Consider the following 23,591-nt stretch of genomic DNA (forward strand, 5'->3'; position numbering starts at 1 on the left):
TCCGATTGCTTACATATATCGTTACTTGAACTCTTAATTCAGCACTAGTATTTATAAAAAAACCCCTTATACAAATCATATAAGGAGCTTTTATTTATTATAATCTCAATCTATTGCATCACGGTTTTACCTGACCAGTACTGTTTTGAGATTTTCTCTGCTCTACCCAATCATCTACCAATTCACTTAAAATAGTAAGAGGTACGGGACCGTTGGTTAGAACTACATCATGAAATTCTCTAATATCAAACTGATCTCCTAATTGTTGACGTGCATTCTCACGTAACTCAAGAATCTTATTCATCCCAATTTTATATGCCGTTGCTTGACTAGGCATTACGATGTGTCGTTCAACCATTTTTATAGCGTCACTCTCTGCGTTAGGAGTATTATCTACATAATACTTTATTCCTTCTTCCCTAGTCCATTTTTTTGCATGTATTCCTGTATCAACAACTAATCTACAAGCTCTCCAAAGTTCCATTGCCAATCGACCAAAGTCAGAATAAGGATCATTGTATAATCCAATCTCCTTAGGTAAAAGTTCTGTATATAATCCCCAACCTTCGATATAAGCTGTATATCCTCCAAATTTTCTGAATTTTGGAATATCTTTTAATTCTTGAGCTATCGAGATTTGCATATGATGTCCTGGAATACCTTCATGATATGCTAATGCTTCCATCTGATACTTAGGCATTGCTCTCATATCATATAAATTTGCATAATATGTTCCTGGCCTTGCTCCGTCTGGTGTTCCTCTTTGATAGAAAGCCTTTCCTGCACTTTTTTCTCTAAAAGGTTCAACCGCCTTTACTATAATATCTGATTTTGGTTTGGTAATAAACAATTCATCTAATCTAGATTTCATAGTATCAATTAAGCCTACTGCTTGTTTCAAATAAGCAGCTTTACCTTCTTCATCATTCGAAAAATAGAATTTTTTATCTTCTTTCATATATTTAAAGAAATCCTGTAGCGTACCTTCATACTTTACCTGTGTCATGATATCTCTCATTTCACCATGAATTCGCTCTACTTCTTTAAGGCCTAAATCATGAATTTGATCTGCAGTTAAGTCGGTAGTAGTTGTTCTTTTTAATGCATTATTATAAAACGCATCTCCTTTAGGAAATTTCCAACAACCATCTTCTGTAGTTGCTCTTTTTTGTTGATCTTCTAATAATGTGATAAGATTTTCGAAAGCGGGTTTCACACCTTCTAGCAATGCTAAATTTGCATTATCCAATAAAGTGGTATGTTCTTCTTCAGAAAGTTCTAGCTTTAAAATTTTACTTTTAAAGTCTGCTAGAATAGTGCTCTCTTTATTTGATTTATCAAAGGGCTGTCCTTTGATAATGTTTCGACTATCGTCTAAAACTTTAGCAAACACAAACTTTGGTAGCATGATAAGATTCTTCTCTCTCATTTTAATATTATCTACCACCTGTCCAAATAACTCTTTAAAACCATTTAATCTTGAAATGTAAGCCTCTGCATCGGTTTTACTTTCTATTCTATGCATATTGATCATAAAGGCCGGAATTTCTGCTTGCATACCATGCATCTGATTAACAGGGTAATCATAGAATCTATATTTAAAATCCTCTATCTCATTTTCTAAGCTCTCTTTTAATAGCGCAAAACTTAATGCAGTATCTTCGTTTAGTAATGAAACATCGACAGAATCTTTTAAATATGCTAAACGTTCTTTGGTGCGTTCTAGATCTTCTACTTCTTTTTTGGATGACATATCATCCCATTTACCATAATCTTCTGTTTTAATACCTAGCCTAGTTTGTAACATAGGTGATCTTAAAACCTCTTCTTTGAACTGCGTTTCGAACCAATCATTTAATTTTTTAGAATTATCTTCTATTTTTTGTGCAGAAGATATATCATCTTTTTCTAATGCTTTTACTTCTTGTTTGCAACTATAAACTACAAAGAAGATGGAAAAAAGTCCTATACCTATTTTAATTTTATTAATCATAGTTTGTTAAAGGTTGGGGTTAGTTACTTTAAAATCGAAAATTCTATAGCAGAATCATGAAATACTTTATGAGTTTGCTTTGTAAAATCTGATGCCTTAGCTTTGAAAATATTAGGTACAAATGTTTGTGGATTAAGATCAATTAACGGAAACCATGTACTTTGAACCTGAATTTGTATTTTATGTCCTTTCTTAAACGTATGATGCACGTCTTGTAATTTAATATTCACATCTGTTTTTTGATTAGCTACAAATGGTTCTGGTTTTGTAAAACTATTTCTAAAGCGTCCTCTCATTACTTCACTTCTTACCATCATATGATAATTAGCCATTTTAAGGTATTCTTGTGTTTCTTGAGTATCTTCGGCATTATTAGGAAAAACATCAACCAATTTTACTATCCAGTCTGCATCTGTTCCCGTTGTAGCAACTTTCAATTTAGCTAAAACCTCTCCAACAAGTGTCATATCTTCTGTAAGGACAGGTGTTTCATACACTAAAACATCAGGTCTTCTTGCTGCGAATCGCTGATCATCTGTCATATACTTTCTTGGTGTGAATACCATTTTTATATCTTCAGAATATGGTACTGGCTTTTTAGGATCACTACTAAATTCTGCAAAATTAGATCCTTTACTTTCTGACAACTTATCGTTTTCTGCTAAATAGAATGCTTTTTTCTGGGCTGCAGCTGGTGGCCAACTATCATATGATTTCCATTCTTTTTTACCCGTATCAAAAATTTGAATCTCTGGTAATCCTGTTTTATCATCACCGTTTCCTTTTAAAAAGTGATTAAAGAATTTAGTTTCTATATTTTTTTGATATTTCATTGATAATTCATCTCCAAAATACACATTCCCAACGGCTTGTCTTTTCTTAGTACGAGCCCAATCACCATGACTCCAAGGACCAAAGACCATAATATTATAGTTATCACTACGCTTTTCTATATTTTCATAAGTTTCAAAGGGGCCATACAAATCCTCTGCATCAAACAAACCACCTACAACCATTACCGCTGGTTTTATTTTTTCTAAGTGTTGAATTATTCCTCTTTTTTGCCAAAACTCATCATAATTAGGATGTTCTTTAAGCTGTGTCCAAAATACATTATCCTCTTTGTAATACTCATCTAGATTACTAAGAGGTCCTATATCTTTAAAAAATTGATATTGGTCTTTACTCGGTAAGTCAGAAAACTTATACCATGGTTCTGATACTGGTTTTGTTTTTTCATGACCAAAAAGTGCTGTAACTCTCCAATAACTTAATAAGTACGCTCCATTGTGATGAAAATCATCAAAAAAGAAATCTCCAATACACGCTTGTGGAGAAACAGCTTTAAGCGCTGGATGCGCATCTAACAAAGAATATGTAGCATAAAAACCCGGATAGGATATCCCCCATACGCCTACTTTTTTATTCGTATTTTCTACATTGTTTATCAACCAATCTACCGTATCATAAGTATCACTTGCTTCGTCAAATTGTTTTCCTTTTTTGTTTGGTATATAAGCCCGCATATTATCATAAACGCCTTCACTCATCCAACGTCCACGTACGTCTTGATAAACAATAATGTTTCCTTCTTTCATTAAAAATTCATTTGGTCCTATTTTAGAACGAAACTCGTCTTTACCATAAGGTCTAGAACTATATGGTGTTCTTTGTAATAAAATAGGGTATTTTTTTGAAGTATCTTTTGGAGAATATATTGTAGTATGAAGTTTGATTCCATCTCTCATAACAATATCTACTTCTTGTTTGGTATAATGCTTTTTAACATCATAACTTTCAGTTTCCTGAGCAAATGTGGTTAAGGTAAATAAGAGTAATGCAGTTCTTAAAAAAATGTATTTGATCAATCGCATTTGTTATAGTTTAGTTTATTGCTGAAGATAAAAAAATGGAATTGTGAGTAAGATAATTTAAGGAGATTTTAACACCTTATGAATCTACAGGGTTTGTTTTATCTCGTTTTTTAAGTTTTACTAAAAAAGACAAATAAATATAAGGGGGCTATATTTACTGAAAATAAAAAAAGCCTTTGACAAAATTGTCAAAGGCTTCACAAAAGCAACTGCAACTATAAATTAAGATAGTACAGACATTGTCTAGCTCTTGAATAGAGCGGGGTAATTATTGAGGTTGAATATCGATTTCAATAATGTTATAACCTCCTCTTGGATCCCCTGACCAAGTAACACCTGGAGCGCTATTAATAACTCCTTTTCCAAATTGTACATCTTCTAATGATGATACTCTTCTTACAGTAGTGTCTGCATCTGCAGCCCCTGTATTAATTCCACTTTGATTCATTACTTGATCGGCACCAAATCCTACTGGTTGATCTACTTCTGTTCCTGCATCATACAAGTACGTATTTGAACTCGCACTTGTTCCTGAAAATGCACTACCATCTGCATTAAATAGTGTTAATCCTACATTATTATTACTAATAAACCAATCGTTAGATGTTACGAACATTGTTCCGAATCCAAGTTTATAATTTTGTCCTTGTGGTACTTCGATAGTAAAAGTAGCAGATTCTCCTGGTCGTATCGGTCCCATTTCCGAAGGGAGTTCAGTAGGAATACCGAAATCTTTTAGATAATTATATGCTACCATTCTATCACCATCTTCTGCAATTTCTTCTAAACCACTTGATCCTTTTGCAGCTTCTCCTTGTGTAAACCAAGGATCTCTTTCTGTATTAAAAGCATATATAAAAGCAGGTGAAAGAGGTGTTAATGAAGAAGATAAACGTAAAGGCGTTCCTTGCGATCCTGTTTCTTTAAACCAATTATATAGTACTCCTGGCATACCGTCTTCTGCAATACCCTCTAGACCTACTCCTCTATCTTCTTGTCCTAAAGTAAATAAAGGCTCTGGTTGTGCATGTAACACAGCTATTCCAGGAGTAATTACGAATCCGTTATCCTGACTAGCTCCCATTGCAGGATTTGGCGCGTTAGTAGCTGTTATTGTTAATGTAAATGTACCAGCTTCACTACCACTACCTGCTGCATAATCTAATACTGCTGTCATGTATATATCACCAGTACCTCTTCCTGGTACTAAACGTACTGAGGTATTTGGATCGGCTGGGCCTACATTTGCTCCTGCAGGAGGAAACGTCGCTGGATCACCATCAGCTTCAGTACCTAAATCATAAAGAGATAATTGACTCGCGATATCTACATTATTCAAAGCTGTCCCACCTGGAAACAAATCAATTCCTGCAAGATCAGTTGGTGCTAAAAACCAGTCATTACTATTCCCCATCATTGTTACTGGTGTAAATTTAGTTCCTGGTACCGCTTTAAATGACACTTCGTATTGTGCACCATTAGTTGCTAATGGACCTGGTGCCGATGCTCCAACAGGAGTTGTAAAGGTGTGCACATTTAGATAATTAATTGTGTTCTTTATAGTTACTGTAAAAGTAGTACTATTAATTACTGTTGCATTACCAGCACCTAAAGTTGGATTAATGGTTTCAGACCAGTCAGCAGCAGCATTTCCTTCTCCGTCATATGAAATACTGTAACTAGGTAATCTTACGGACTGCACAAACTCTCCAGATGTCCATTGTCCGGCTGCTACTGCAACACTTTCTCTAGCACTACCTGAAGCACCCCACTGTACAAAATCTATAAGGGCATCAGCATTTGTAAAGGCATTAGTAGAGTACAAACCTAAACCTTCATTATCACCTAATTCATTCCAATTTAATACTAAAAACTCTCCTGGCTCTAATTGTGCTTCACCGCTAACTACAGTAGCATTTTCAACCTGTAGGTATTGTCCTGGCCCAAGGCATAACCAATATGGTGCCAAATCAACAGCAACGGTACCGTTATTCCATAATTCTATTTGTTTATTTTCACCGTATCTAACTTCGTTAATTACAATAGAACGAACATCAGTATTAGGCATTGTAAGTACATTTTCTGCACCATTGGTAACTGTAGTTGTTTCTGCCCAGTTTGCCGCACCATTACCGTCTCCATCAAAAATAATACTATTATCTTCGCTAGTTACAGTAGGCACAAATTCTCCTGCAGTCCATAATCCAGCTTCTACAGCTACATTTTCTCTAGGAGTCCCTCCTGATCCATATTGTACAAAATCAACAATAGCATCTGCGCTTGCGAATTCATTTGTCGAATATAATCCTAAACCTCCACTTGTATCTGGTAGGTCATATGGTAATACTAAATAACCTCCTACAGGAATTGTTGTGTTTCCACTTAAAGGAGTTACACTCCCTATTTGTACATAAGTACCAGGACCAAGACATAACCAATACTCACTAATATCAGCTTCTCCTGTTCCTGCATTAAAAATTTCTACCCAATCGGTACCTTGGTATTTTACTTCGTTTAATACTACATTAATTTCGGTAGCATCTGGTCCACCATCTCCTCCTGGATCTGTTACAACATCATCATCGTCATTACAAGAAGCGAAGATTGCAAATGCCATAAGTAAATAAGTTAATTTTTTTGTCATGATTTCTATATTTTATTTATTCATCAATATGATGCAAATATAGTCGTGTCTTAAAACGATAAACGGTGACAAAAGTCACCGATAAATGTTAAAAAAATGTTATTTAAACATCTGTAAATCAGGTTATTATAACAAAAATAACACAACGACAAAATGACGCTAAAATAGCGTCTAGAGAAGAAAAAAAAGGACTTGATATTAGATCATTTGAAACTGTTTCAGCTCAATATGTCTTTTATGCTGTACTAATAAGTTTGTAGCCTGTAATTTCTTTGTTATTCTGGATACAACCTCTCGAGATGTTCCTAAATCAGATGCTATTTCTTTATGAGACATCTGTATCATATTACAATTTTGTAATTTGGCTTTATTTGTTAAATAGTTTACCAATCGGTCCTCTATTTTATAACATACGACTTGTTTAGTAGTATTAAGAAGATCTTCATAATTACGTTGAAAATCTTTTAATATAATCTTGGTAAAAGACGGGTATTTCACAAACCATTCTTTTACTTTTTCAACGGGCAAACAAAGTACCTTAGTATCCTTTTCTGTAACAGCCGAATAACGAACTGCTTCTTGACCAAATAAGTGATTAAAACTAAGAATACAACATTGATTTGGATGTATATAGTATAACAGAAATTCTACTTCCTCTTCTTCTGCATACATTTTAATCAACCCGTCTAAAATAATAGGTAAGAAATTTAAATAACTACCTTGCCTAACAACATATTCCCCTTTGGGAATACTTTTGAATTGACTGAAATTTACAATTTCTTCTTCCAGTTCTTTTTCAATAAATGGGAAACACTTAGAAAGTTCTATTTTATCTATTGACATTGTTAGTAATTTTATATAAAAGAAGTCGAAATTTTATTCAATCCTTACACTTCTACTATAATAAAATTCTATACCACTATAGATTTAGTATTATTTCTTGTTATTCTGTAATCCCTTTTTTAACCAGTTTAGATATTCTTTTGTGTCAGGCGTATATGCTGTAGTATGATTTAAAAGATTCATATTACTATCTAATAAAACATAGTATGGTTGTGAGTTATTTTGAAAATTCAATGTTTGAAAAGTAGCCCATTTATCACCGATAGTTCTAATATCTTTAACTCTCCCGTCTGGTTTTAAAAATTTAAACTGTTGATCATCGGATAGTTTTTCTCGATCGTCTACATATAAGGAAATTAGGATATACTCATCTTTAAGAATCTTCATAATTTCAGGGTAACTCCATACTTGCTCTTCCATTTTACGGCAGTTTACACACGCCCACCCTGTAAAATCAACCATAATAGGCTTATTTTGAGCTTTTGCTGCCTTAACACCTTCTTCAAAGTCAGTGTATGCATTAAGTCCTAAAGGACCATGCGCTTCTTTTTCGTATACACTATAAAATAATGGTGGAGGAAAACCACTTAGCAATTTAAGATTGGCATATGCAGTATTTGATAGTCCCGGTAATAAGTATATTACAAAGGCTAAAGTAACAACTCCTAATACTTTTCTTGTGGTACTCAATTTTTGAATCGGACTATCATGAGGAAATCGTATTTTTGCAAAAAGATATAGTGTTAATCCTATTCCTATTATAATCCATATGGCAAGGAACACTTCTCTTTTTAAAAGTCCCCAATGTTCTACCAAATCAGCATTAGATAAAAACTTAAATGCTAAAGCTAATTCTAAAAACCCTAAAACAACTTTTACTGTATTTAACCACCCTCCACTTTTTGGTAGAGAATTTAACCAGTTTGGGAATAATGCAAATAATCCAAAAGGTAAAGCTAAGGCTAATCCAAAACCTCCCATTCCAAAACTTAATTGAATTGCACCACCATCACTACTAAGAGATCCTCCTAATAAAGAACCTAAAATTGGACCAGTACATGAAAATGATACAAGAGCTAATGTTAATGCCATAAAAAAGATTCCTAGTACACCACCAACACTAGTCGCCTTACTATCCATTTTATTACTCCAGGACGCCGGTAATGTAATTTCAAAATATCCAAAAAAGGAGATTGCGAATACTATAAAAATTACAAAAAAGACAATATTTAGAGTCACATTAGTTGAAATATTATTTAATATTTCGGGATCTAAAGAATCTAATAAATGAAATGGTAAACTTAATAACACATATATTAAGAAGATAAATAAACCATACAATACGGCATTAAACAATCCCTTTTTACGATCCTTTGCTCCTTTTGTAAAAAATGATACAGTCAAAGGGATCATAGGAAATACACAAGGTGTTAACAATGCTATTAATCCACCCAAAAACCCTAATATAAAGATATTGAGATAACTTTTGTCTTCTACTTTTTCTGTTGGAAAAGCTTCTTTACCCTTTACCTGTATATGCAAGCTTTCTGACTTTTCTTTATCTGCTGCAGTAATACTAGAGACGTCTCCTTTATTTTCTATAGCTTCTTTTTGATTAAGATCCAATGTAAACTCTACTACTTCGGGTGCTAAACATCTTTCATCATCACAAACAGAAAAGAAAACTTCTGCTTTAATTACTTTGGTCGTTTTATCTACTAGTTTTATTTTCTGAAAGAAGGTCACATTGTCTTCAAAATATTTAACATCCATTTCAAAGATGTTATCATATTTCTCGATTCCTTTAGGTTCTATTGTTTCTCCTACCAACGTATAAGTCTCGGGAGTACTATCAAAAGAGAATTCTGTAGGAGTTGGTGCTATTTCATCTGTTTCTGCTTCATTTTGAGAATACAAATGCCAACCTTTATCCAAAGTAGCCTCAAAATTCAGAATATATGTATCGTCTGTTTCCTTTTCTACATTTGCTTTCCATTTGATTGGATCAAGCGTTTGAGAAAATACAGTGGTAGAAACTAAAAATGCCGTTAATAATAGTAGTAGGTATCGCATTAGGTTATCGTTATTTTTAATAATTCTTTTGTTTGGGGTGTTATTTTGAATCTGTCATCTGCCCTATAATTTATAATCCATAAAATCTCATTATCAGAGCATAACAACCATACTCGTTCTTTTGCTAATAAAGATAGTTTTTCATCTTTAAAATATTTGCTTAATTTCTTTTTTCCTTTCATCCCGATGGGATAAAAGTAGTCGCCTTCTTTCCATTTTCTTACAGTTAAAGGATACTTTAATTTTGCCTTATCTACAAAAATTGTCTTAAAATCAATATCAGACATTTCTAAAACTTCTTTAAATTTAAGGGTTCCAGAAGGAATCATTAACATACTTTCTTCTTCAGAAATTTGATAACAACGATCAGATATTTCCTCAACAATCGGGCTTAATAATAGGTAATCCCGGTCTTTAACTAATCTATACGAATTTGAAAAAATTTGTTTCCCGGATTGTGATTTTATAAACTGTTCTATATCATCCCATGCCGTGAAACCATAATCTCTTAACAAAAAATACAAACAAGTTCTAGGATTACCATACTCTCTCAATCTGCTTATCGGTATTTTTATAACATTTCCTCCTTCTGAAGTATCAAATAATTCTTTTTTAAGTTTAACCATTTGATGCTTAATAAACTCATTACTTTGTTTTAGATACGAAACTGTTGTTTTAAAATTATTTAAAAAATTAGGCACGGCAGATTTAAGTTCATTTGTAACATGATGTCTAAGTTTATTACGAAGATATTTTGTACTACTATTACTACTGTCTTCACGCCATTTTAATTTATTTTCTTGGGCGAAACTCAAAATTTCTTCTCTAGAAAAAGGCAGTAATGGTCGAACAAAAATCTCATTAATTTCTGGAATACCAATTAATCCTTCAATACCAGTACCCCGGGATAAATTAATAAGAAAAGTTTCAAGATTATCATCGGCATGATGTGCTGTAAGTACATAATCAAAGTTGTGATCTAATGCTAGTTTTTTAAACCAAACATAACGCAATTCTCTTGCGGCCATCTGAATAGACAGTGTATTATCTTTAGCATAGGTTTCTGTATCAAAATGAGTAACAAAAACATTTGTATTTATTTGTTGAGCAAATAACTTTACAAAACCTTCATCGTTATCACTTTCATCACCTCGAAGTTTAAAATTACAATGTGCCATTGCAAAATCAAGCTTTAGCAATTCACAAAATTTAGAAAGTACTATACTATCTAACCCACCACTGCAAGCTATTAATAATTTACTCCCAACTAAAAAAGAAAGATTAGTTTTTATATGGTTTTTAAATTCTCGTAACAAAAATTTTAAGTTGTATGTTTTATTTTTCAAATATACAATTTTGTATTGCGACCACAAGCTATTCAAAAAACACATTTAAGTATTGATTTTCAAGTTTTTAACATCAAAATTGGTTTGTTTTCGTTATTTTTAGAAAACAACTCTTAAATTCCACAATAATGAATAGGACTCAAGAACTGCAGAAATATTATGGAGCTGATGATCAAAGAGAATTCAGCAAGAAGTTATTATCGATTGTTCCTCATTTACACCCATATGTTAAACACCGATTATATATAGCTGAAAGCGTGGGTGTCTTACCGCAAAACATGTATTGTTCAAATGGTATTATTGACGATGCTATCTTGAAACTATATCATGACGATCTTGATATCGAAATAGACACTTTATCCCTGGAACTTAAACTTTTTAAAATAGCTGACACACTTATAGATGAACTATATAATACAGAAGGGTGGCACCAAAAAAGTATTAGTACTAATCATTTTTTAAAAATAGAACTAGAAAAGCTAGAAGAACATTTTACTGTAGAAGGTGATAATGAACTCGTCATGAAAGAAGAATTAGATGATATTTGCTACAAACAAAATTCTGAAAACAAACAAAATTTTATTTATGATGATCTTGATTCTGCTATTATTAAAGTAATAGATACGGAGTCTTCATCCAAAAGTCGAAAACAAAAATTGTTAGGTAAATTTTATAGTTGGTTACCTTTAGAGACTTCTAAAGTTATTGACTTATTTGTTTTTGGAAGATTAAACTTTGAAGAAATCGCAACAATTAGAGGTATAACCTCTCAAGAGGTTAAAGAAATTATTATTGACGTTAGAAAAAGTTTTAGACGTAATCTTATATAAAAAAATTAGAAAGCCACAATTCTTACATTTCTTCTAATACTTCTCGCATCGCTTTTGCTTTAAGTAAGCATTCCTCATATTCCTTATCTGGATCTGATTTAGCTGTGATGGCTCCTCCAACCGTATACGAGATGTATTGTTTCTTATCATTATAAAGAATACTTCGGATTACGACATTAAAGTCAAAATCTCCTTCTGGTGTAAAATACCCTACAGTTCCGCTGTAAAGACCTCTTTTGGACTCTTCGAGGTTCTCTATAATTTTCATTGCAGAAATCTTAGGAGCACCTGTCATGCTTCCCATAGGAAAAGTTGTTTTAAGAACATCTATTGGTGATCTATTAATATCAACTTGCGAGATCACTGTAGAAATCATCTGATGTACTTGGTCAAAAGAATACACTTTACATAATTCTTCTACAGTAACCGAACCTTTTACAGCTGTTTTTGACAAATCATTTCTTACCAGGTCAACAATCATAATATTTTCTGAGCGCTCTTTAGGGTCATTTTTGAGTTCGTCAACCAATTTCTTATCATACACTGCATCAGAAGCTCTTTTTGCAGTTCCTTTAATAGGTTGTGTAATGATCTTTATCCCTTCTTTTTTTAAATATCGTTCTGGTGAAGCAGACAAAAGAAACAAATGATCCATTTTAAGATAGGTCGCAAAGGGTGGTCTTGAAATATTATTTAGGTGATGATATGTCTGTAGTGGATCAATACAACTATTTTCTGCAAAAAATTCCTGACAAAAATTAGCTTCATAAATGTCACCTCTATGAATATGAGTTAACATTTTGTTTACTTTTTCTTTATAGGTATCTTTAGTTAATCGAAGACTTATTTTTACTTTTCCACAAGAATTAGTATTGTCTTTTTTTATAGACAACATTTTTTTAATTGTAGTAAAGTCATCTTCAATTTCATCATCAATCATTTTGAGATAATGCATCTCGATTGTTTTTCCTTTTAAAAAGAATAACCTTTTGGGTTGAAAAAAATATAAGTCAGGAAAATCTAAATGGTCATCATTTTCTGAAGCTAGATTTTCAACATCATTTTTAAGGTCGTATGACAAATAACCAAAAATCCAATCTTCAGTTTGTTTCTGATACTCTTCTAACTTATTAAATGCATCGTAATAGTCTGTTTTTATCGAAGTAAATGCGTCAACTGCTAAAACAGCATCATAGTTAGTATATTTTTGTGCATAGTTATTTGAGTCTAACCAAATAACCTCATCAAATTGCTGTGCCCAGTCTTGCAGATGCAATTTAATCTCTGAAGGGTTCTTAACTGTATATTTTTTAATGCTACGCAAGGATCTATATTTGATGCGCAAAAGTACTTAGAACTTCATTCAATCCCAATAAAAGTGTCTCATCTGTGACTTCGTTTTTATCTACCGAAAAATTATCGTAGAAAGAAGGAAAACTAAAACTTTCTATAATTTCTGCACCAAATCTTGGCAACACACTTTTAGCAAAGTCTAAAGAGCCTACTCCACCTCGTTTTCCTGGGGACGTGCTCATTAATAAAATTTTCTTTCCTTCTAGAAAATTTCTATCTAGCCGAGACAACCAATCAATTATGTTCTTAAAAAAAGCTCCCCAGCTTCCATTATGTTCATTTACCGAGATAACCAAGGCATCTGCTTTTGCTATTTCTTCTTTTAGAGACAAGATCATAGCAGGAAAACTATTATTTTTTTCTTCATCTTCACTATACATGGGTACCGTATACTTGATAAGGTTAATCACCTTAGTATCATGACCTTCCAATTTTGAAACTACAAAGCTTACTAATTTATGATTGATAGATGTACTACTGTTTGAACCTGCAAAGGCGAGAATTTTTTTCATTATTGATATATTAGAAAATCAAAAATAAGTAAAATCGGAGTATATTTTAATATAAAAAAACCTGTCATCAACAAAGATCGACAGGCATTTTAAATTATTATGTTTTACAAGTTTAAAACTAAGTTTCTTTTATAATATCATGACAAAGGTACCTCTGGGCATTTTGAATAATCAAAAGGTTTTGTACCCAGCACTGTTGGTCGCTCTAGATTGCAACGGTAAAAGCCACAACACGCAAGAAGAAAATCGGCACGTTGAAGTTCTAATGCAAATCGTTGCTTTATTGGTCTTACGCATTCTAAATAAGCCTCATTTCCTTCAGTTGTAGTATAATCAATCGCATCACATACAAGTCTTGCAGTATCATAAGGCTTTAGAGCATTTGAATACGGTGGAAAGCATACTTCGTAATAACAATGTACTTCTTCATTGTCCAAGTCTTTTTTCTTTAGCCCCAAAACTTCACTAAGATCTAAATTATATCTAATCAAAAGTAATTTATTGAACATCAAAGCTTCAGTATATGAATAATTTTGATTACTAAGATCAAAACGACGACTTAATAGTCCCCATTCTTCAGTAAGTTGATCATACGCGGTATTCATTTGTTCGGTATCTTCAAACCCTAGTGCCGTAGTAAGTTCCATTTGTTGGGTATCATTTAGTTTTGATTTTCCTGAAGTTTCTAGAATTTCTAATGCCTTTTCATGGTCTTCAATTCGATTGAGAACGAGTACAAGGTTTTCCATATGCTCAAGAAACTTTGGATCTTCTGCAAAATTTGCAAAATCTTCTACACTTGTTTCTTCTGGCTGCTGATCTTCGTTAGGTGAATCGCTACTACAACCAATAGTAAAAAACAAAATGACTAATAGTATATACTTTGAAATGTGTTTAAATAATATCATGATTTGTGATTTTAAGTTTCTATTCAAAATTAATAACGGCATCTCTAAAAAAAGGGTCAAATTATAATTTGATACCACTAATTATTTCTTAATGCTACAGGAACAACATTAATTACATTGTATACCAAGAAGATCTGTTATTCAATCCCAGAAATAAGCATACCTTTGCATAAAAAAGAAATCAATTGACTTTTCGAGATTTAAATTTAAGCACACAACTTGTTAACGCTCTGGATGATCTAGGGTTTGAAACTCCTACCCCTATCCAAGAGCAAGCATTTTCTGTAGTCATGTCTGGTAAAGACGTAGTGGGTATTGCGCAAACTGGTACTGGTAAAACATATGCCTATATGTTACCTATTTTAAGAATGTTAAAGTATTCTGTACAGCAAAATCCTCGAGTTTTAGTATTAGTGCCTACAAGAGAACTTGTTGTACAAGTTGTAGACGAAATCGAAAAATTAACCACCTACATCAACACTAGGATAACAGGGGTTTATGGGGGAACTAATATCAACACTCAAAAACAAGCTGTGTCTCAAGGTTTAGATATTATTGTAGCCACACCAGGGCGACTGTATGATCTAGCTGTTAGTAGAGCACTACAATTAAAATCCATTCAAAAATTGGTTATAGATGAAGTCGATGTAATGATGGATTTAGGATTTAGGCACCAATTAATGAATATTTTTGATATTCTACCTCAGCAAAGACAAAATATTATGTTTTCGGCTACAATGACCGAAGAAGTAGAACAACTTATTTCTGAAATTTTTATACACCCTAATAAAGTTTCTATAGCTAAAAGTGGTACACCTCTAGATAATATTAAACAGTATGGTTATCAAGTATCTAACTTTTATACCAAAGTAAATTTACTAGAGTCTTTGTTAGTTCATAAAGAAGAATATCAAAAAGTATTACTATTTGTTGGTAATAAGAAAATGGCAGATCGATTGTTTGAACGTTTTGAGAAAACTTTCCCAGATCAATGTGCTGTTATTCACTCTAATAAAACTCAAAATTACCGACTTAGAAGTATTGAACAATTTGAAAGTGGAGAACATCGAATTCTTATTGCTACCGACGTTATGGCAAGAGGTTTAGACATTGATGATATTAGTCATGTAATTAATGTCGACACTCCAGATTATCCAGAAAACTACATGCACCGTATTGGTAGAACAGGTAGAGCACAAAAACAAGGTATTTCTTTAGTATTGACTACGCAGAAAGAAGAAGAATCTCTTAAGGAGATAGAAAGTCTTATGGAAATGAAGGTTGAGCAACTAGAGTTCCCTGAGAATGTTGAAATTTCTGAAGAACTAACTCCCGAAGAACGCCCAAAGATTAAAGAAATTAACAATCCTCATAAACGTCCAAATGATGAAGTAGGAGCTTCATTTCATGAAAAAAAGGAGAAGAATAAAAAGGTAAATCTAGGTGGGTCGTACCAACGTGAAATTAAAAAGAAATATAAAAAACCTAAAACCAAAGGAGATAAAACCTATAATCTTAGAAATAAAAAGAAGAAACGGTAATCCCTAAATTAGTACATACATGCTAACTTTATTATTTATTTTTTAAAAAACTATGGATTTAAATCTTGCAGTATTAATTGACGGTGATAATATACCATCGACATATATAAAAGAAATGATGGAAGAGATTGCCAAATATGGAAATCCCACTATCAAAAGAATTTATGGCGATTGGACGAAACCTGATCTTACCAAATGGAAGAAAATTCTTCTTGAAAATGCCATAACTCCTATCCAACAGTATGGATATACTAAAGGAAAAAATGCAACAGATTCTGCAATGATAATTGATGCTATGGACATTTTATACTCGGAAAAAGTTAATGGATTTTGCTTGGTATCTAGTGACAGTGACTTTACCAGATTAGCGACTCGCCTTAGAGAAGCAGGAATGAAAGTTTTTGGGATTGGTGAGAAGAAGACACCTAATCCTTTTATTGTTGCATGTGATAAATTTATTTATCTTGAAATATTAAAACACGAGGCAGCAGAAAATGAATCTAAATCCACGGGCAATACATCTGTTTCTGAAAGCAGCATTGATCAAATAACACAAAAAGATATTAGACTAATTTCGAATACAATATCTGATTTAGCCGATGATGATGGCTGGGCTTTTCTGGGTGATGTTGGTAGTCTTTTGCAAAAAAAACAACCTAATTTTGATTCTAGAAACTATGGTTTTCAAAAATTAACGCCACTAATTCAATCCATTAAGAGTTTTGAAATAGAACAGCGCGAAGCGTCTAAAGGAAGATCTAAATTAATCTATGTTAAAAACATAAAACAAAAGAAAAAATAAGGTAGTAATGCATCATACTTTTACGATTCAAAAGTTTAGTATCTAAATAAATTAAAACATGAAATTTTCAACATTAGTAAAAATAGCGCTCCTAACCTTTCTTGTATCTAATCAGATTACAGCTCAACAAGTGTATAAAGAAAAGTTTGCTCATACTTTTTCTATAGTAGCAAGAGATAAGGTTACAGGAGAAATGGCTGTAGCAGTGCAAAGTCATTGGTTCTCTGTAGGATCAATTGTATCTTGGGGTCAATCTGGTGTAGGTGTTGTAGCTACTCAATCTTTTGTTAACCCGGCCTATGGACCTGACGGTCTTAAATTGATCTCAGAAGGTAAAACAGCAAAAGAAGCACTAGAACAATTGGTAGCTCAGGACGAAGGGAAAGATTTTAGGCAAGTTGCATTTCTGGATACACAAGGTAATGTGTCAGCCTTTACAGGAGAAAAATGTGTGGCTTCTGCTCACCATATTATTGGAGATAATTATTCTGTCCAGGCCAATATGATGCTTAATGACAATGTTGTGCCCGCTATGGCAAAAGCATTTGAAAACTACAAAAATTTACCCCTTGCAGATCGTGTGGTTAAAGTATTACTAGCTGCTCAAGAAGCTGGTGGAGATATTAGAGGTAAGCAATCGGCAGCTTTAGTTGTTGTAGGAGCAAAACCAGTTAAAAATTCTTGGGAAGACAAGAAAATAAACTTAAGAGTAGATGATCATGCTACTCCTTTAGTAGAGTTGCAACGGTTACTTGAGGTACATAAGGCTTATGAATTTATGAACAAAGGAGACCTTGCTGTAGAAGTTGGAGATATGAAAAATGCTTTAAAAGAATATGGAGCCGCAGAAAAATTGTTTCCTAATAACTTAGAAATGAAATACTGGAAAGCAATTGCGTTAGCTAACAATAAAAAACTAGACGAAGCTCTACCTATTTTTAAATATATTTTTGAGAAAGATAGTAACTGGAAAGAACTCACAAAAAGACTACCAAAATCTGGATTGCTTTCAATATCAAAAGAAGAACTTGAAAAAGTTATCAAACTGTAACGTAATCCAAAAAAATATTCATTGGCTTCAATATTTGCACACGCATTTACAGCATATGCCTTTAGTAAAACATTTACTAAAGAATTGGCAACAACAAAAGTTTGGATTTTAGGAATAGTGTGTGCTATTCTTCCAGATGCAGATGTAGTTGGTTTTGCATTCGGCATTACATATGAAGACTTTTGGGGACACAGAGGGTTTTCTCATTCTTTGGTGTTTGCAATACTACTTGGTTTATTAGTCACCCTCATTTTTTATAACTCAAAATTTTTAACTAAAACAGGAGGGCTACTAATTTTATACTTTTCGATTTGCACTGCTTCACATGGGGTTCTTGACGCAATGACTACAGGTGGATTGGGGATTGCGTTCTTATCTCCTTTTGATGATACCAGGTATTTTTTTCCTTTTAGACCTATACAAGTTTCCCCAATTGGCGCTAGTAAATTCTTTAGTATTTGGGGCATTAAAGTATTGTTAAGTGAATTAATATGGGTGATAATACCAAGTAGTATTTATATATTAGTAATCGCATTTTTTAGGAAGAAAAATGAAATAAATTAGTTTTAACAACAAAAAATTCTCGCTAATAGAAAATTCTGAAAATGGTAAAGTAAACACCGATACTATTTTTGAGTATAAACAAGATGGGGATTTGGTTACGGCTAATTATTACGGAGGTACTATACGCTATGGTAAAATTATAGCTTATTTAGAAAATGAACAGCTTAATATGTTATATCAATGCCTGACCATAGACAATGAATTAAAAGCAGGAAAGGCAATTGCACAAATCTCATTAACAGCTACAAACAAAATAAAACTAACTTTAAATTGGGAATGGTTAAATGATCAAAATAAGAAAGGGGTTTCAGAATATATTGAGATATCATAATCAAAAAAGAACAGTGCTTTTTTTTCTGTTATTATGTATTACTGCAAATACTATACTTCATGCACAAAAATCTTTTACTATTACAGAAAGTCTCAAAATCACTAAAATAAATGAATCTAGTTATCTTCATGTTTCAGATATTACTTTAGAAAATGGTTCAGTGTTTCCTTGTAATGGTTTTGTTTATGTTCATAATAATGAAGCTTATGTTTTTGACACTCCTGCAACCGATAAAGCTACTTCTAGTTTGCTAGATTGGTTACAAAATGATCTAAAAGTAAAAGTAAAAGGCGTTGTATTTAATCACTATCACAATGATGCAACAGAAGGTATTGATATTTTCAAAAGTCAAGGAATTCCTACTATTGCCAGTGAGAAAACGGCTTTACTTATGCATGACGATAACCAATTACAGCCCGATGTCTTATTTAAAAATACTATGACACTTACATTGGGCTCTAAAAAAATAATAAATACTTTTTTTGGAGAAGGACATACCTCTGATAATATCACTTCGTATTTCCCTGACGAACAATTAATTTTTGGAGGATGTATGATTAAAAGTATTAATGCTTCAAAAGGAAATTTAGCCAATGCTAACCTTAATCAATGGCCAAAAACTGTTTCTAAGATCAAAAAGGCATATCCAAATCTTAAGATTGTAATTCCTGGACATGGAGCATATGGTGATTCTAAGCTTTTAGACTATACCATTACCCTATTTCAAACTGAAAAATAAGTATGAGAGAATTTCAAACTACCCCAAACAATAAAGACCAAAAAAAATCAAAAGTTACTATGGGTCAGGCGTTCAAAACGATTATCTGGCCCAGAAGAAATTTAGTTTTTATAGGGTTAATTTTAATATTTCTTAACCGAATAGCAGGTCTAGTATTACCTTGGAAAAGTAAAACCTTACTTGATGATGTAGTACCTAGTAAAGATTTAAGTCAATTGTATGAGTTATTATTCATTGTAGCCATAGCCATATTAATACAAGCTACTACGTCGTTTTTATTAACTCGCATCCTTAGTGTACAAGCCCAGTTTTTAATTTCAGAATTAAGAGCCAAAGTGCAAAAAAAAGTACTGTCTTTACCAATCAGTTTTTTTGACAACACAAAATCAGGTGCGCTAGTATCCAGAATTATGAGTGATGTCGAAGGTGTTAGAAATTTAATTGGTACTGGATTAGTACAATTGGTTGGTGGTATTTTTACGGCTATAGTATCTGTAGTTTTACTAATTAATATAAATCCATGGATGACACTTTTTGTATTAATCCCCATAAGTTTATTTGGTATTGTAGCTCTAAAAGCATTTAAATACATAAGACCAATTTTTAGGATTAGAGGAAAAATTAATGCCGAAGTAAAAGGTAGGTTAACAGAAACTTTAGCTGGTGTTAGAGTAATTAAAGGGTTTGGAGCAGAAGAACAAGAACATAAAATCTTTGAAAAAGGAGTAGATAAACTGTTTCAAAATGTAAAAAAGAGCCTTACTGCTACTGCCCTTATGACAAGTTCTTCAACTTTTTTAGCAGGTATTGCCTCTACAGGAATAATGGGAATTGGAGGTTATTATATGATGGATGGTAGTTTAACAACAGGACAATTTTTATCATTCACCATGTATCTAGCGTTTATGATCGCGCCTATTGTTCAAATGAGTAATATTGGCAGCCAATTAACAGAAGCTTTGGCTGGTCTTGACCGTACCGAAGAGTTAATGAACATGACCCCAGAAGAAGAAATAGAAGATAGAACCATAGTACTTGATAAAATTAAAGGTGATATCATCTTTGATAACGTTTCTTTTTCTTATGAAAAAGGAAAAGAAGTATTGCATAATATTAGTTTCAAAGCTTCATCTGGCTCTGTAACCGCACTTGTTGGTAGTTCGGGATCCGGGAAATCTACTATTGCAGGTTTATCTGCAACATTTTTAAACCCAGAATCAGGAATAATTACAATTGATGATAATGACATATCGAAAGTCAATCTTAATAGTTATCGAAAAAACTTAGGAGTTGTTTTACAAGATGAATTTCTATTCGAGGGAACAATTCGAGATAATATACTTTTTCCTAGACCTAATGCTACAGAAGAGCAATTACAACAAGCTGTAAAAGCGGCTTATGTTAATGAGTTTACAGACCGTTTCGACGATGGTCTTAATACACTTATTGGAGAACGTGGCGTAAAACTTTCTGGTGGTCAACGCCAACGAATAGCTATTGCCAGAGCCATATTGGCAAACCCTAAAATTATTATTCTTGATGAAGCTACTTCTAATCTAGATACAGAGAGTGAAGCTTTAATACAAAAAAGTCTTAATGAGTTAATGAAAGGCAGGACTACTTTTGTTATAGCCCATCGACTAAGTACAATCAAAAAAGCAGATCAGATTTTAGTTATTGAATCTGGAGATATTGCCGAAAGAGGTACTCACGAAGAGCTGATTGAGGCAAAAGGTAGGTATTATGATTTATATACTTATCAAGCCAGAATCTAATATACTTACTTTTAGTATTGCAATCCTTTATTAATAAATTACATACCCTTTATACATTGATATCTGCATTTTATGTAACACTCAGTTCTTAAACTTTTAGCTTTATTTAACTTTGTTATTATCTAATAAAACTGAGTTATGAAATCAAAAAGAACGAGTATTCACATTTTATACAGTTTTACACTATTCTGTTTAGTATTTATCCAATCCAGTTGCAGTTCTGATAATGAAGTTGCTAACAATGATACTCCTATTACATCAGGAAAGGATTTAATTACATTAAGCAGGTCTAAAATTGATTTTGGTGAAGTTATTCAAAATAATCCCGAAAGAAACGAAAACCAATCTAGTAAGGTGATAGTTACTCTTACTAATAACTCAACTGAAACATTAACAAGTCTTGACACGGCAATAGAGTTTCCTGGTGAAGCAGGAGTCTTTTTTACGTTTTTACCAATTCCTCCAGGAGCATCAATAGATATTCCTTTTACATTTTCTCCTGATCGTCTAGAGCCAGGTATGTATTCGGGAAAAGCAACGCTAACTCCATCTATTGGGGAGCCTTTACAAATAACTCTTGAAGCTACCGTTATTACTCCTACAGACAATAATACAGGAAAGTAAGAGAAAGAAACCTGATTAAACGTAAGGATAACAATGAAAAATTCGTAGTTGTTACACTAACAAATAATTCGAATAGAATCTAAGAAGTTTAAGAGCATAGACTAGCTTCAAAAGAAATATAGCTATCAGAATTATTATTGTTTAGCGACACAAAGAAATAATATCTAAAAAAAGCTTATTTAGAAAATCCTGATATACTTTTTCTTATTCTCGTAAATGTACTTTTATCACTTATTCTTAAAAAAGAAAAGTATCCTTGTTGATAATTGATATACGTAACGACTTATTTATAAAAGTAAGTAAAATGGTACGAATAGTATTTATTTCAATTTTTATATTAAACCTGTTTTGCGGGTATAGTCAAAATGTAACCGGCACAGGTATCACAAAAGAGAAATACGAATATTTTTTAGACTTTTTTACTTCTCGCAATCCCCAGACACATAAAAAAGCTCTTAAATATATTGATACTAACTGGTTAGAAGATTTCGAAATTCTTGCCATAGAATCACTATATTTTCTTAAAAGCCCATCAGCTTCTTCAAAACTTTTAAATATCCTTCAAAAAAAAACAAAGAAGAATTATCGCTACGATTTCAATGCTTGGTTCGCTTATTTATGGAATAAAAAACAAACATATCACTCCTCTTATTACACTTTCAAAGCAATATTACATAAAGCCATAGATCCAAGATTCGATAAATACTTTTTGGATCGTGAGCAACAATCCACCATACGATTAGACGAAGTACGCTGGGGAGGAGTATTACAAGATGGTATCCCCCCATTACGCAACCCCAAAATGATAAGTCCTGCAAAAGCTTCATACCTTAATGATAAGGATATTGTTTTCGGGATTTCAATAAATGGAGATACTAGAGCATATCCTAAACGTATTCTTGCTTGGCATGAAATGTTCACGGATCAAGTCGGAAATGTTCCTGTTGCAGGTGTATATTGCACCCTTTGTGGGACAGTAATTTTATATAAAACCGAAAAAGATGGTGTAAAATATCAAATGGGAACTAGTGGCTTTTTATATCGATCAAACAAATTAATGTATGATAAAAAAACACAATCATTATGGAATACTTTATGGGGAAAACCGGTTATTGGGCCTCTTGTTGGTAAAAATATTGAATTAGATTATTTAAGTGTTGTTACTACAACCTGGGGAGAATGGAAAGAAAGACATCCCGAAACAACTGTACTATCTTTAAAAACAGGTCATCAAAGAGATTATGATGAGGGTGTAGCCTATCAAGAATATTTTGCAACAGATGAGCTAATGTTTATGATACCGAAAAAAGATACTAGGCTTAAAAATAAACAAGAAATTCTTGCCATTAGATTACCATCAAAGACAGATCAAAATATTGCTATTTCTTCAAAATTCCTAAAAAAGAATAACATATATAAAGGCACCATAAATAATTTAAATTTTACTGTATTTACAGATAAAAGTGGTGCTCATAGAGTGTATTTCACAAAGAACTTAGAATTCAGATCTTACGATAAGGGAGCATTAGCTACTACCGAAAATGGAGATATTTGGAAATTACATGAAAATCACCTTGAAAATAGTACTACTAAAGAAAAACTTGATCGATTGCCCACTCATAATGCCTTTTGGTTTGGATATCAAGCCGCTTTTCCTGGAGTACAGCTAATAAAATAGTAGTTAAATCATAGTCCTTAATATTTAATATAGCTGTGTTTTCTACCTCTTAAATCATATTGGCTATCTATAATTTAAAATCAATCTTAATGTTAGATTTGATAATTTTA

General features: G+C 32.6%; 19 protein-coding genes. 10 read left to right on the top strand and 9 right to left on the bottom strand.

The genetic code is table 11. The features are described from left to right. Positions 1–118: 118 nt before the first annotated feature. From AWE51_RS06825 to tilS, 6 genes are all read right to left on the bottom strand, one after another. The gene (locus AWE51_RS06825; protein ID WP_066311379.1) at positions 119–1,993 is read right to left on the bottom strand and encodes a DUF885 domain-containing protein; all 1,875 of its coding nucleotides are present in this window, start codon (positions 1,991–1,993) and stop codon (positions 119–121) included. Positions 1,994–2,016: 23 nt separating this feature from the next. Next, complete coding sequence (locus AWE51_RS06830; protein WP_066311381.1) at positions 2,017–3,867, bottom strand: CocE/NonD family hydrolase; 1,851 nt, start codon at positions 3,865–3,867, stop codon at positions 2,017–2,019. Positions 3,868–4,135: 268 nt separating this feature from the next. Then, entirely contained in the window at positions 4,136–6,511 is a 2,376-nt protein-coding gene (locus AWE51_RS06835; protein ID WP_066311382.1) for a spondin domain-containing protein, read from the bottom strand. A gap of 198 nt (positions 6,512–6,709) precedes the next feature. Continuing rightward, a complete protein-coding gene (locus AWE51_RS06840; RefSeq protein WP_066311383.1) occupies positions 6,710–7,354 on the bottom strand; it encodes a Crp/Fnr family transcriptional regulator in 645 nt (214 codons plus the stop codon). Between the two features lie 90 nt (positions 7,355–7,444). Continuing rightward, on the bottom strand, positions 7,445–9,427 hold the full coding sequence (locus tag AWE51_RS06845; RefSeq protein ID WP_066311385.1) for a protein-disulfide reductase DsbD family protein: 1,983 nt from the start codon (positions 9,425–9,427) through the stop codon (positions 7,445–7,447). After that, entirely contained in the window at positions 9,427–10,773 is a 1,347-nt protein-coding gene (gene tilS / locus AWE51_RS06850) for a tRNA lysidine(34) synthetase TilS (RefSeq protein ID WP_232517351.1), read from the bottom strand. Before tilS ends, AWE51_RS06845 begins: the two co-directional genes overlap by 1 nt. A gap of 128 nt (positions 10,774–10,901) precedes the next feature. On the opposite strand from tilS, the gene AWE51_RS06855 reads away from it, so the two are divergent. Continuing rightward, positions 10,902–11,603, top strand: a complete 702-nt coding sequence (locus tag AWE51_RS06855; protein ID WP_066311387.1) for a hypothetical protein — start codon at positions 10,902–10,904, stop codon at positions 11,601–11,603. A 22-nt stretch (positions 11,604–11,625) separates the two neighbouring features. Here AWE51_RS06855 and AWE51_RS06860 read toward each other — a convergent pair whose 3' ends face one another. From AWE51_RS06860 to AWE51_RS06870, 3 genes are all read right to left on the bottom strand, one after another. Further along, positions 11,626–12,927 carry an anthranilate synthase component I family protein gene (locus tag AWE51_RS06860; protein WP_066311389.1) on the bottom strand — a complete coding sequence of 434 codons (1,302 nt, stop codon included), beginning with the start codon at positions 12,925–12,927 and terminating at the stop codon, positions 11,626–11,628. A 4-nt stretch (positions 12,928–12,931) separates the two neighbouring features. After that, positions 12,932–13,468 carry an NADPH-dependent FMN reductase gene (locus AWE51_RS06865; protein ID WP_066311394.1) on the bottom strand — a complete coding sequence of 179 codons (537 nt, stop codon included), beginning with the start codon at positions 13,466–13,468 and terminating at the stop codon, positions 12,932–12,934. A gap of 137 nt (positions 13,469–13,605) precedes the next feature. Beyond that, a complete protein-coding gene (locus AWE51_RS06870) occupies positions 13,606–14,376 on the bottom strand; it encodes a hypothetical protein (RefSeq protein WP_066311397.1) in 771 nt (256 codons plus the stop codon). A 185-nt stretch (positions 14,377–14,561) separates the two neighbouring features. On the opposite strand from AWE51_RS06870, the gene AWE51_RS06875 reads away from it, so the two are divergent. The 9 genes from AWE51_RS06875 to AWE51_RS06915 all read left to right on the top strand — a co-directional run bounded on the left by AWE51_RS06875 (position 14,562) and on the right by AWE51_RS06915 (position 23,481). Beyond that, positions 14,562–15,917: a DEAD/DEAH box helicase gene (locus tag AWE51_RS06875; RefSeq protein WP_066311399.1), complete on the top strand. Its 1,356-nt coding sequence runs from the start codon at positions 14,562–14,564 to the stop codon at positions 15,915–15,917. A gap of 52 nt (positions 15,918–15,969) precedes the next feature. Then, positions 15,970–16,719: an NYN domain-containing protein gene (locus AWE51_RS06880; protein ID WP_066311402.1), complete on the top strand. Its 750-nt coding sequence runs from the start codon at positions 15,970–15,972 to the stop codon at positions 16,717–16,719. Positions 16,720–16,777: 58 nt separating this feature from the next. After that, complete coding sequence (locus tag AWE51_RS06885) at positions 16,778–17,770, top strand: DUF1028 domain-containing protein (RefSeq protein WP_066311404.1); 993 nt, start codon at positions 16,778–16,780, stop codon at positions 17,768–17,770. Between the two features lie 21 nt (positions 17,771–17,791). Then, positions 17,792–18,334, top strand: coding sequence for a metal-dependent hydrolase (locus AWE51_RS06890; protein ID WP_066311406.1), 543 nt, complete (start codon positions 17,792–17,794; stop codon positions 18,332–18,334). Positions 18,335–18,425: 91 nt separating this feature from the next. Continuing rightward, entirely contained in the window at positions 18,426–18,665 is a 240-nt protein-coding gene (locus AWE51_RS06895) for a hypothetical protein (protein WP_082832350.1), read from the top strand. After that, positions 18,619–19,404: a subclass B1 metallo-beta-lactamase gene (gene bla / locus AWE51_RS06900; RefSeq protein WP_066311412.1), complete on the top strand. Its 786-nt coding sequence runs from the start codon at positions 18,619–18,621 to the stop codon at positions 19,402–19,404. The genes AWE51_RS06895 and bla overlap by 47 nt, the downstream gene beginning before the upstream one ends. Before the next feature lie 2 nt (positions 19,405–19,406). Next, the gene (locus tag AWE51_RS06905) at positions 19,407–21,179 is read left to right on the top strand and encodes an ABC transporter ATP-binding protein (protein ID WP_066311414.1); all 1,773 of its coding nucleotides are present in this window, start codon (positions 19,407–19,409) and stop codon (positions 21,177–21,179) included. 138 nt (positions 21,180–21,317) lie between these two features. After that, a complete protein-coding gene (locus AWE51_RS06910; protein ID WP_066311416.1) occupies positions 21,318–21,803 on the top strand; it encodes a hypothetical protein in 486 nt (161 codons plus the stop codon). A gap of 304 nt (positions 21,804–22,107) precedes the next feature. Further along, the gene (locus AWE51_RS06915; protein ID WP_066311417.1) at positions 22,108–23,481 is read left to right on the top strand and encodes a DUF3179 domain-containing protein; all 1,374 of its coding nucleotides are present in this window, start codon (positions 22,108–22,110) and stop codon (positions 23,479–23,481) included. Positions 23,482–23,591 lie beyond the last annotated feature (110 nt).

This window comes from Aquimarina aggregata, assembly GCF_001632745.1.
GTDB classification, from domain to species: Bacteria; Bacteroidota; Bacteroidia; order Flavobacteriales; family Flavobacteriaceae; genus Aquimarina; species Aquimarina aggregata.

Coding starts and splice junctions, on each gene's coding strand:
- AWE51_RS06825 (WP_066311379.1), bottom strand. CDS start 1,993: ATGATTAATAAAATTAAAATAGGTATAGGACTTTTTTCCATCTTCTTT.
- AWE51_RS06830 (WP_066311381.1), bottom strand. CDS start 3,867: ATGCGATTGATCAAATACATTTTTTTAAGAACTGCATTACTCTTATTT.
- AWE51_RS06835 (WP_066311382.1), bottom strand. CDS start 6,511: ATGACAAAAAAATTAACTTATTTACTTATGGCATTTGCAATCTTCGCT.
- AWE51_RS06840 (WP_066311383.1), bottom strand. CDS start 7,354: ATGTCAATAGATAAAATAGAACTTTCTAAGTGTTTCCCATTTATTGAA.
- AWE51_RS06845 (WP_066311385.1), bottom strand. CDS start 9,427: ATGCGATACCTACTACTATTATTAACGGCATTTTTAGTTTCTACCACT.
- AWE51_RS06855 (WP_066311387.1), top strand. CDS start 10,902: ATGAATAGGACTCAAGAACTGCAGAAATATTATGGAGCTGATGATCAA.
- AWE51_RS06865 (WP_066311394.1), bottom strand. CDS start 13,468: ATGAAAAAAATTCTCGCCTTTGCAGGTTCAAACAGTAGTACATCTATC.
- AWE51_RS06870 (WP_066311397.1), bottom strand. CDS start 14,376: ATGATATTATTTAAACACATTTCAAAGTATATACTATTAGTCATTTTG.
- AWE51_RS06880 (WP_066311402.1), top strand. CDS start 15,970: ATGGATTTAAATCTTGCAGTATTAATTGACGGTGATAATATACCATCG.
- AWE51_RS06885 (WP_066311404.1), top strand. CDS start 16,778: ATGAAATTTTCAACATTAGTAAAAATAGCGCTCCTAACCTTTCTTGTA.
- bla (WP_066311412.1), top strand. CDS start 18,619: ATGATCAAAATAAGAAAGGGGTTTCAGAATATATTGAGATATCATAAT.
- AWE51_RS06905 (WP_066311414.1), top strand. CDS start 19,407: ATGAGAGAATTTCAAACTACCCCAAACAATAAAGACCAAAAAAAATCA.
- AWE51_RS06910 (WP_066311416.1), top strand. CDS start 21,318: ATGAAATCAAAAAGAACGAGTATTCACATTTTATACAGTTTTACACTA.
- AWE51_RS06915 (WP_066311417.1), top strand. CDS start 22,108: ATGGTACGAATAGTATTTATTTCAATTTTTATATTAAACCTGTTTTGC.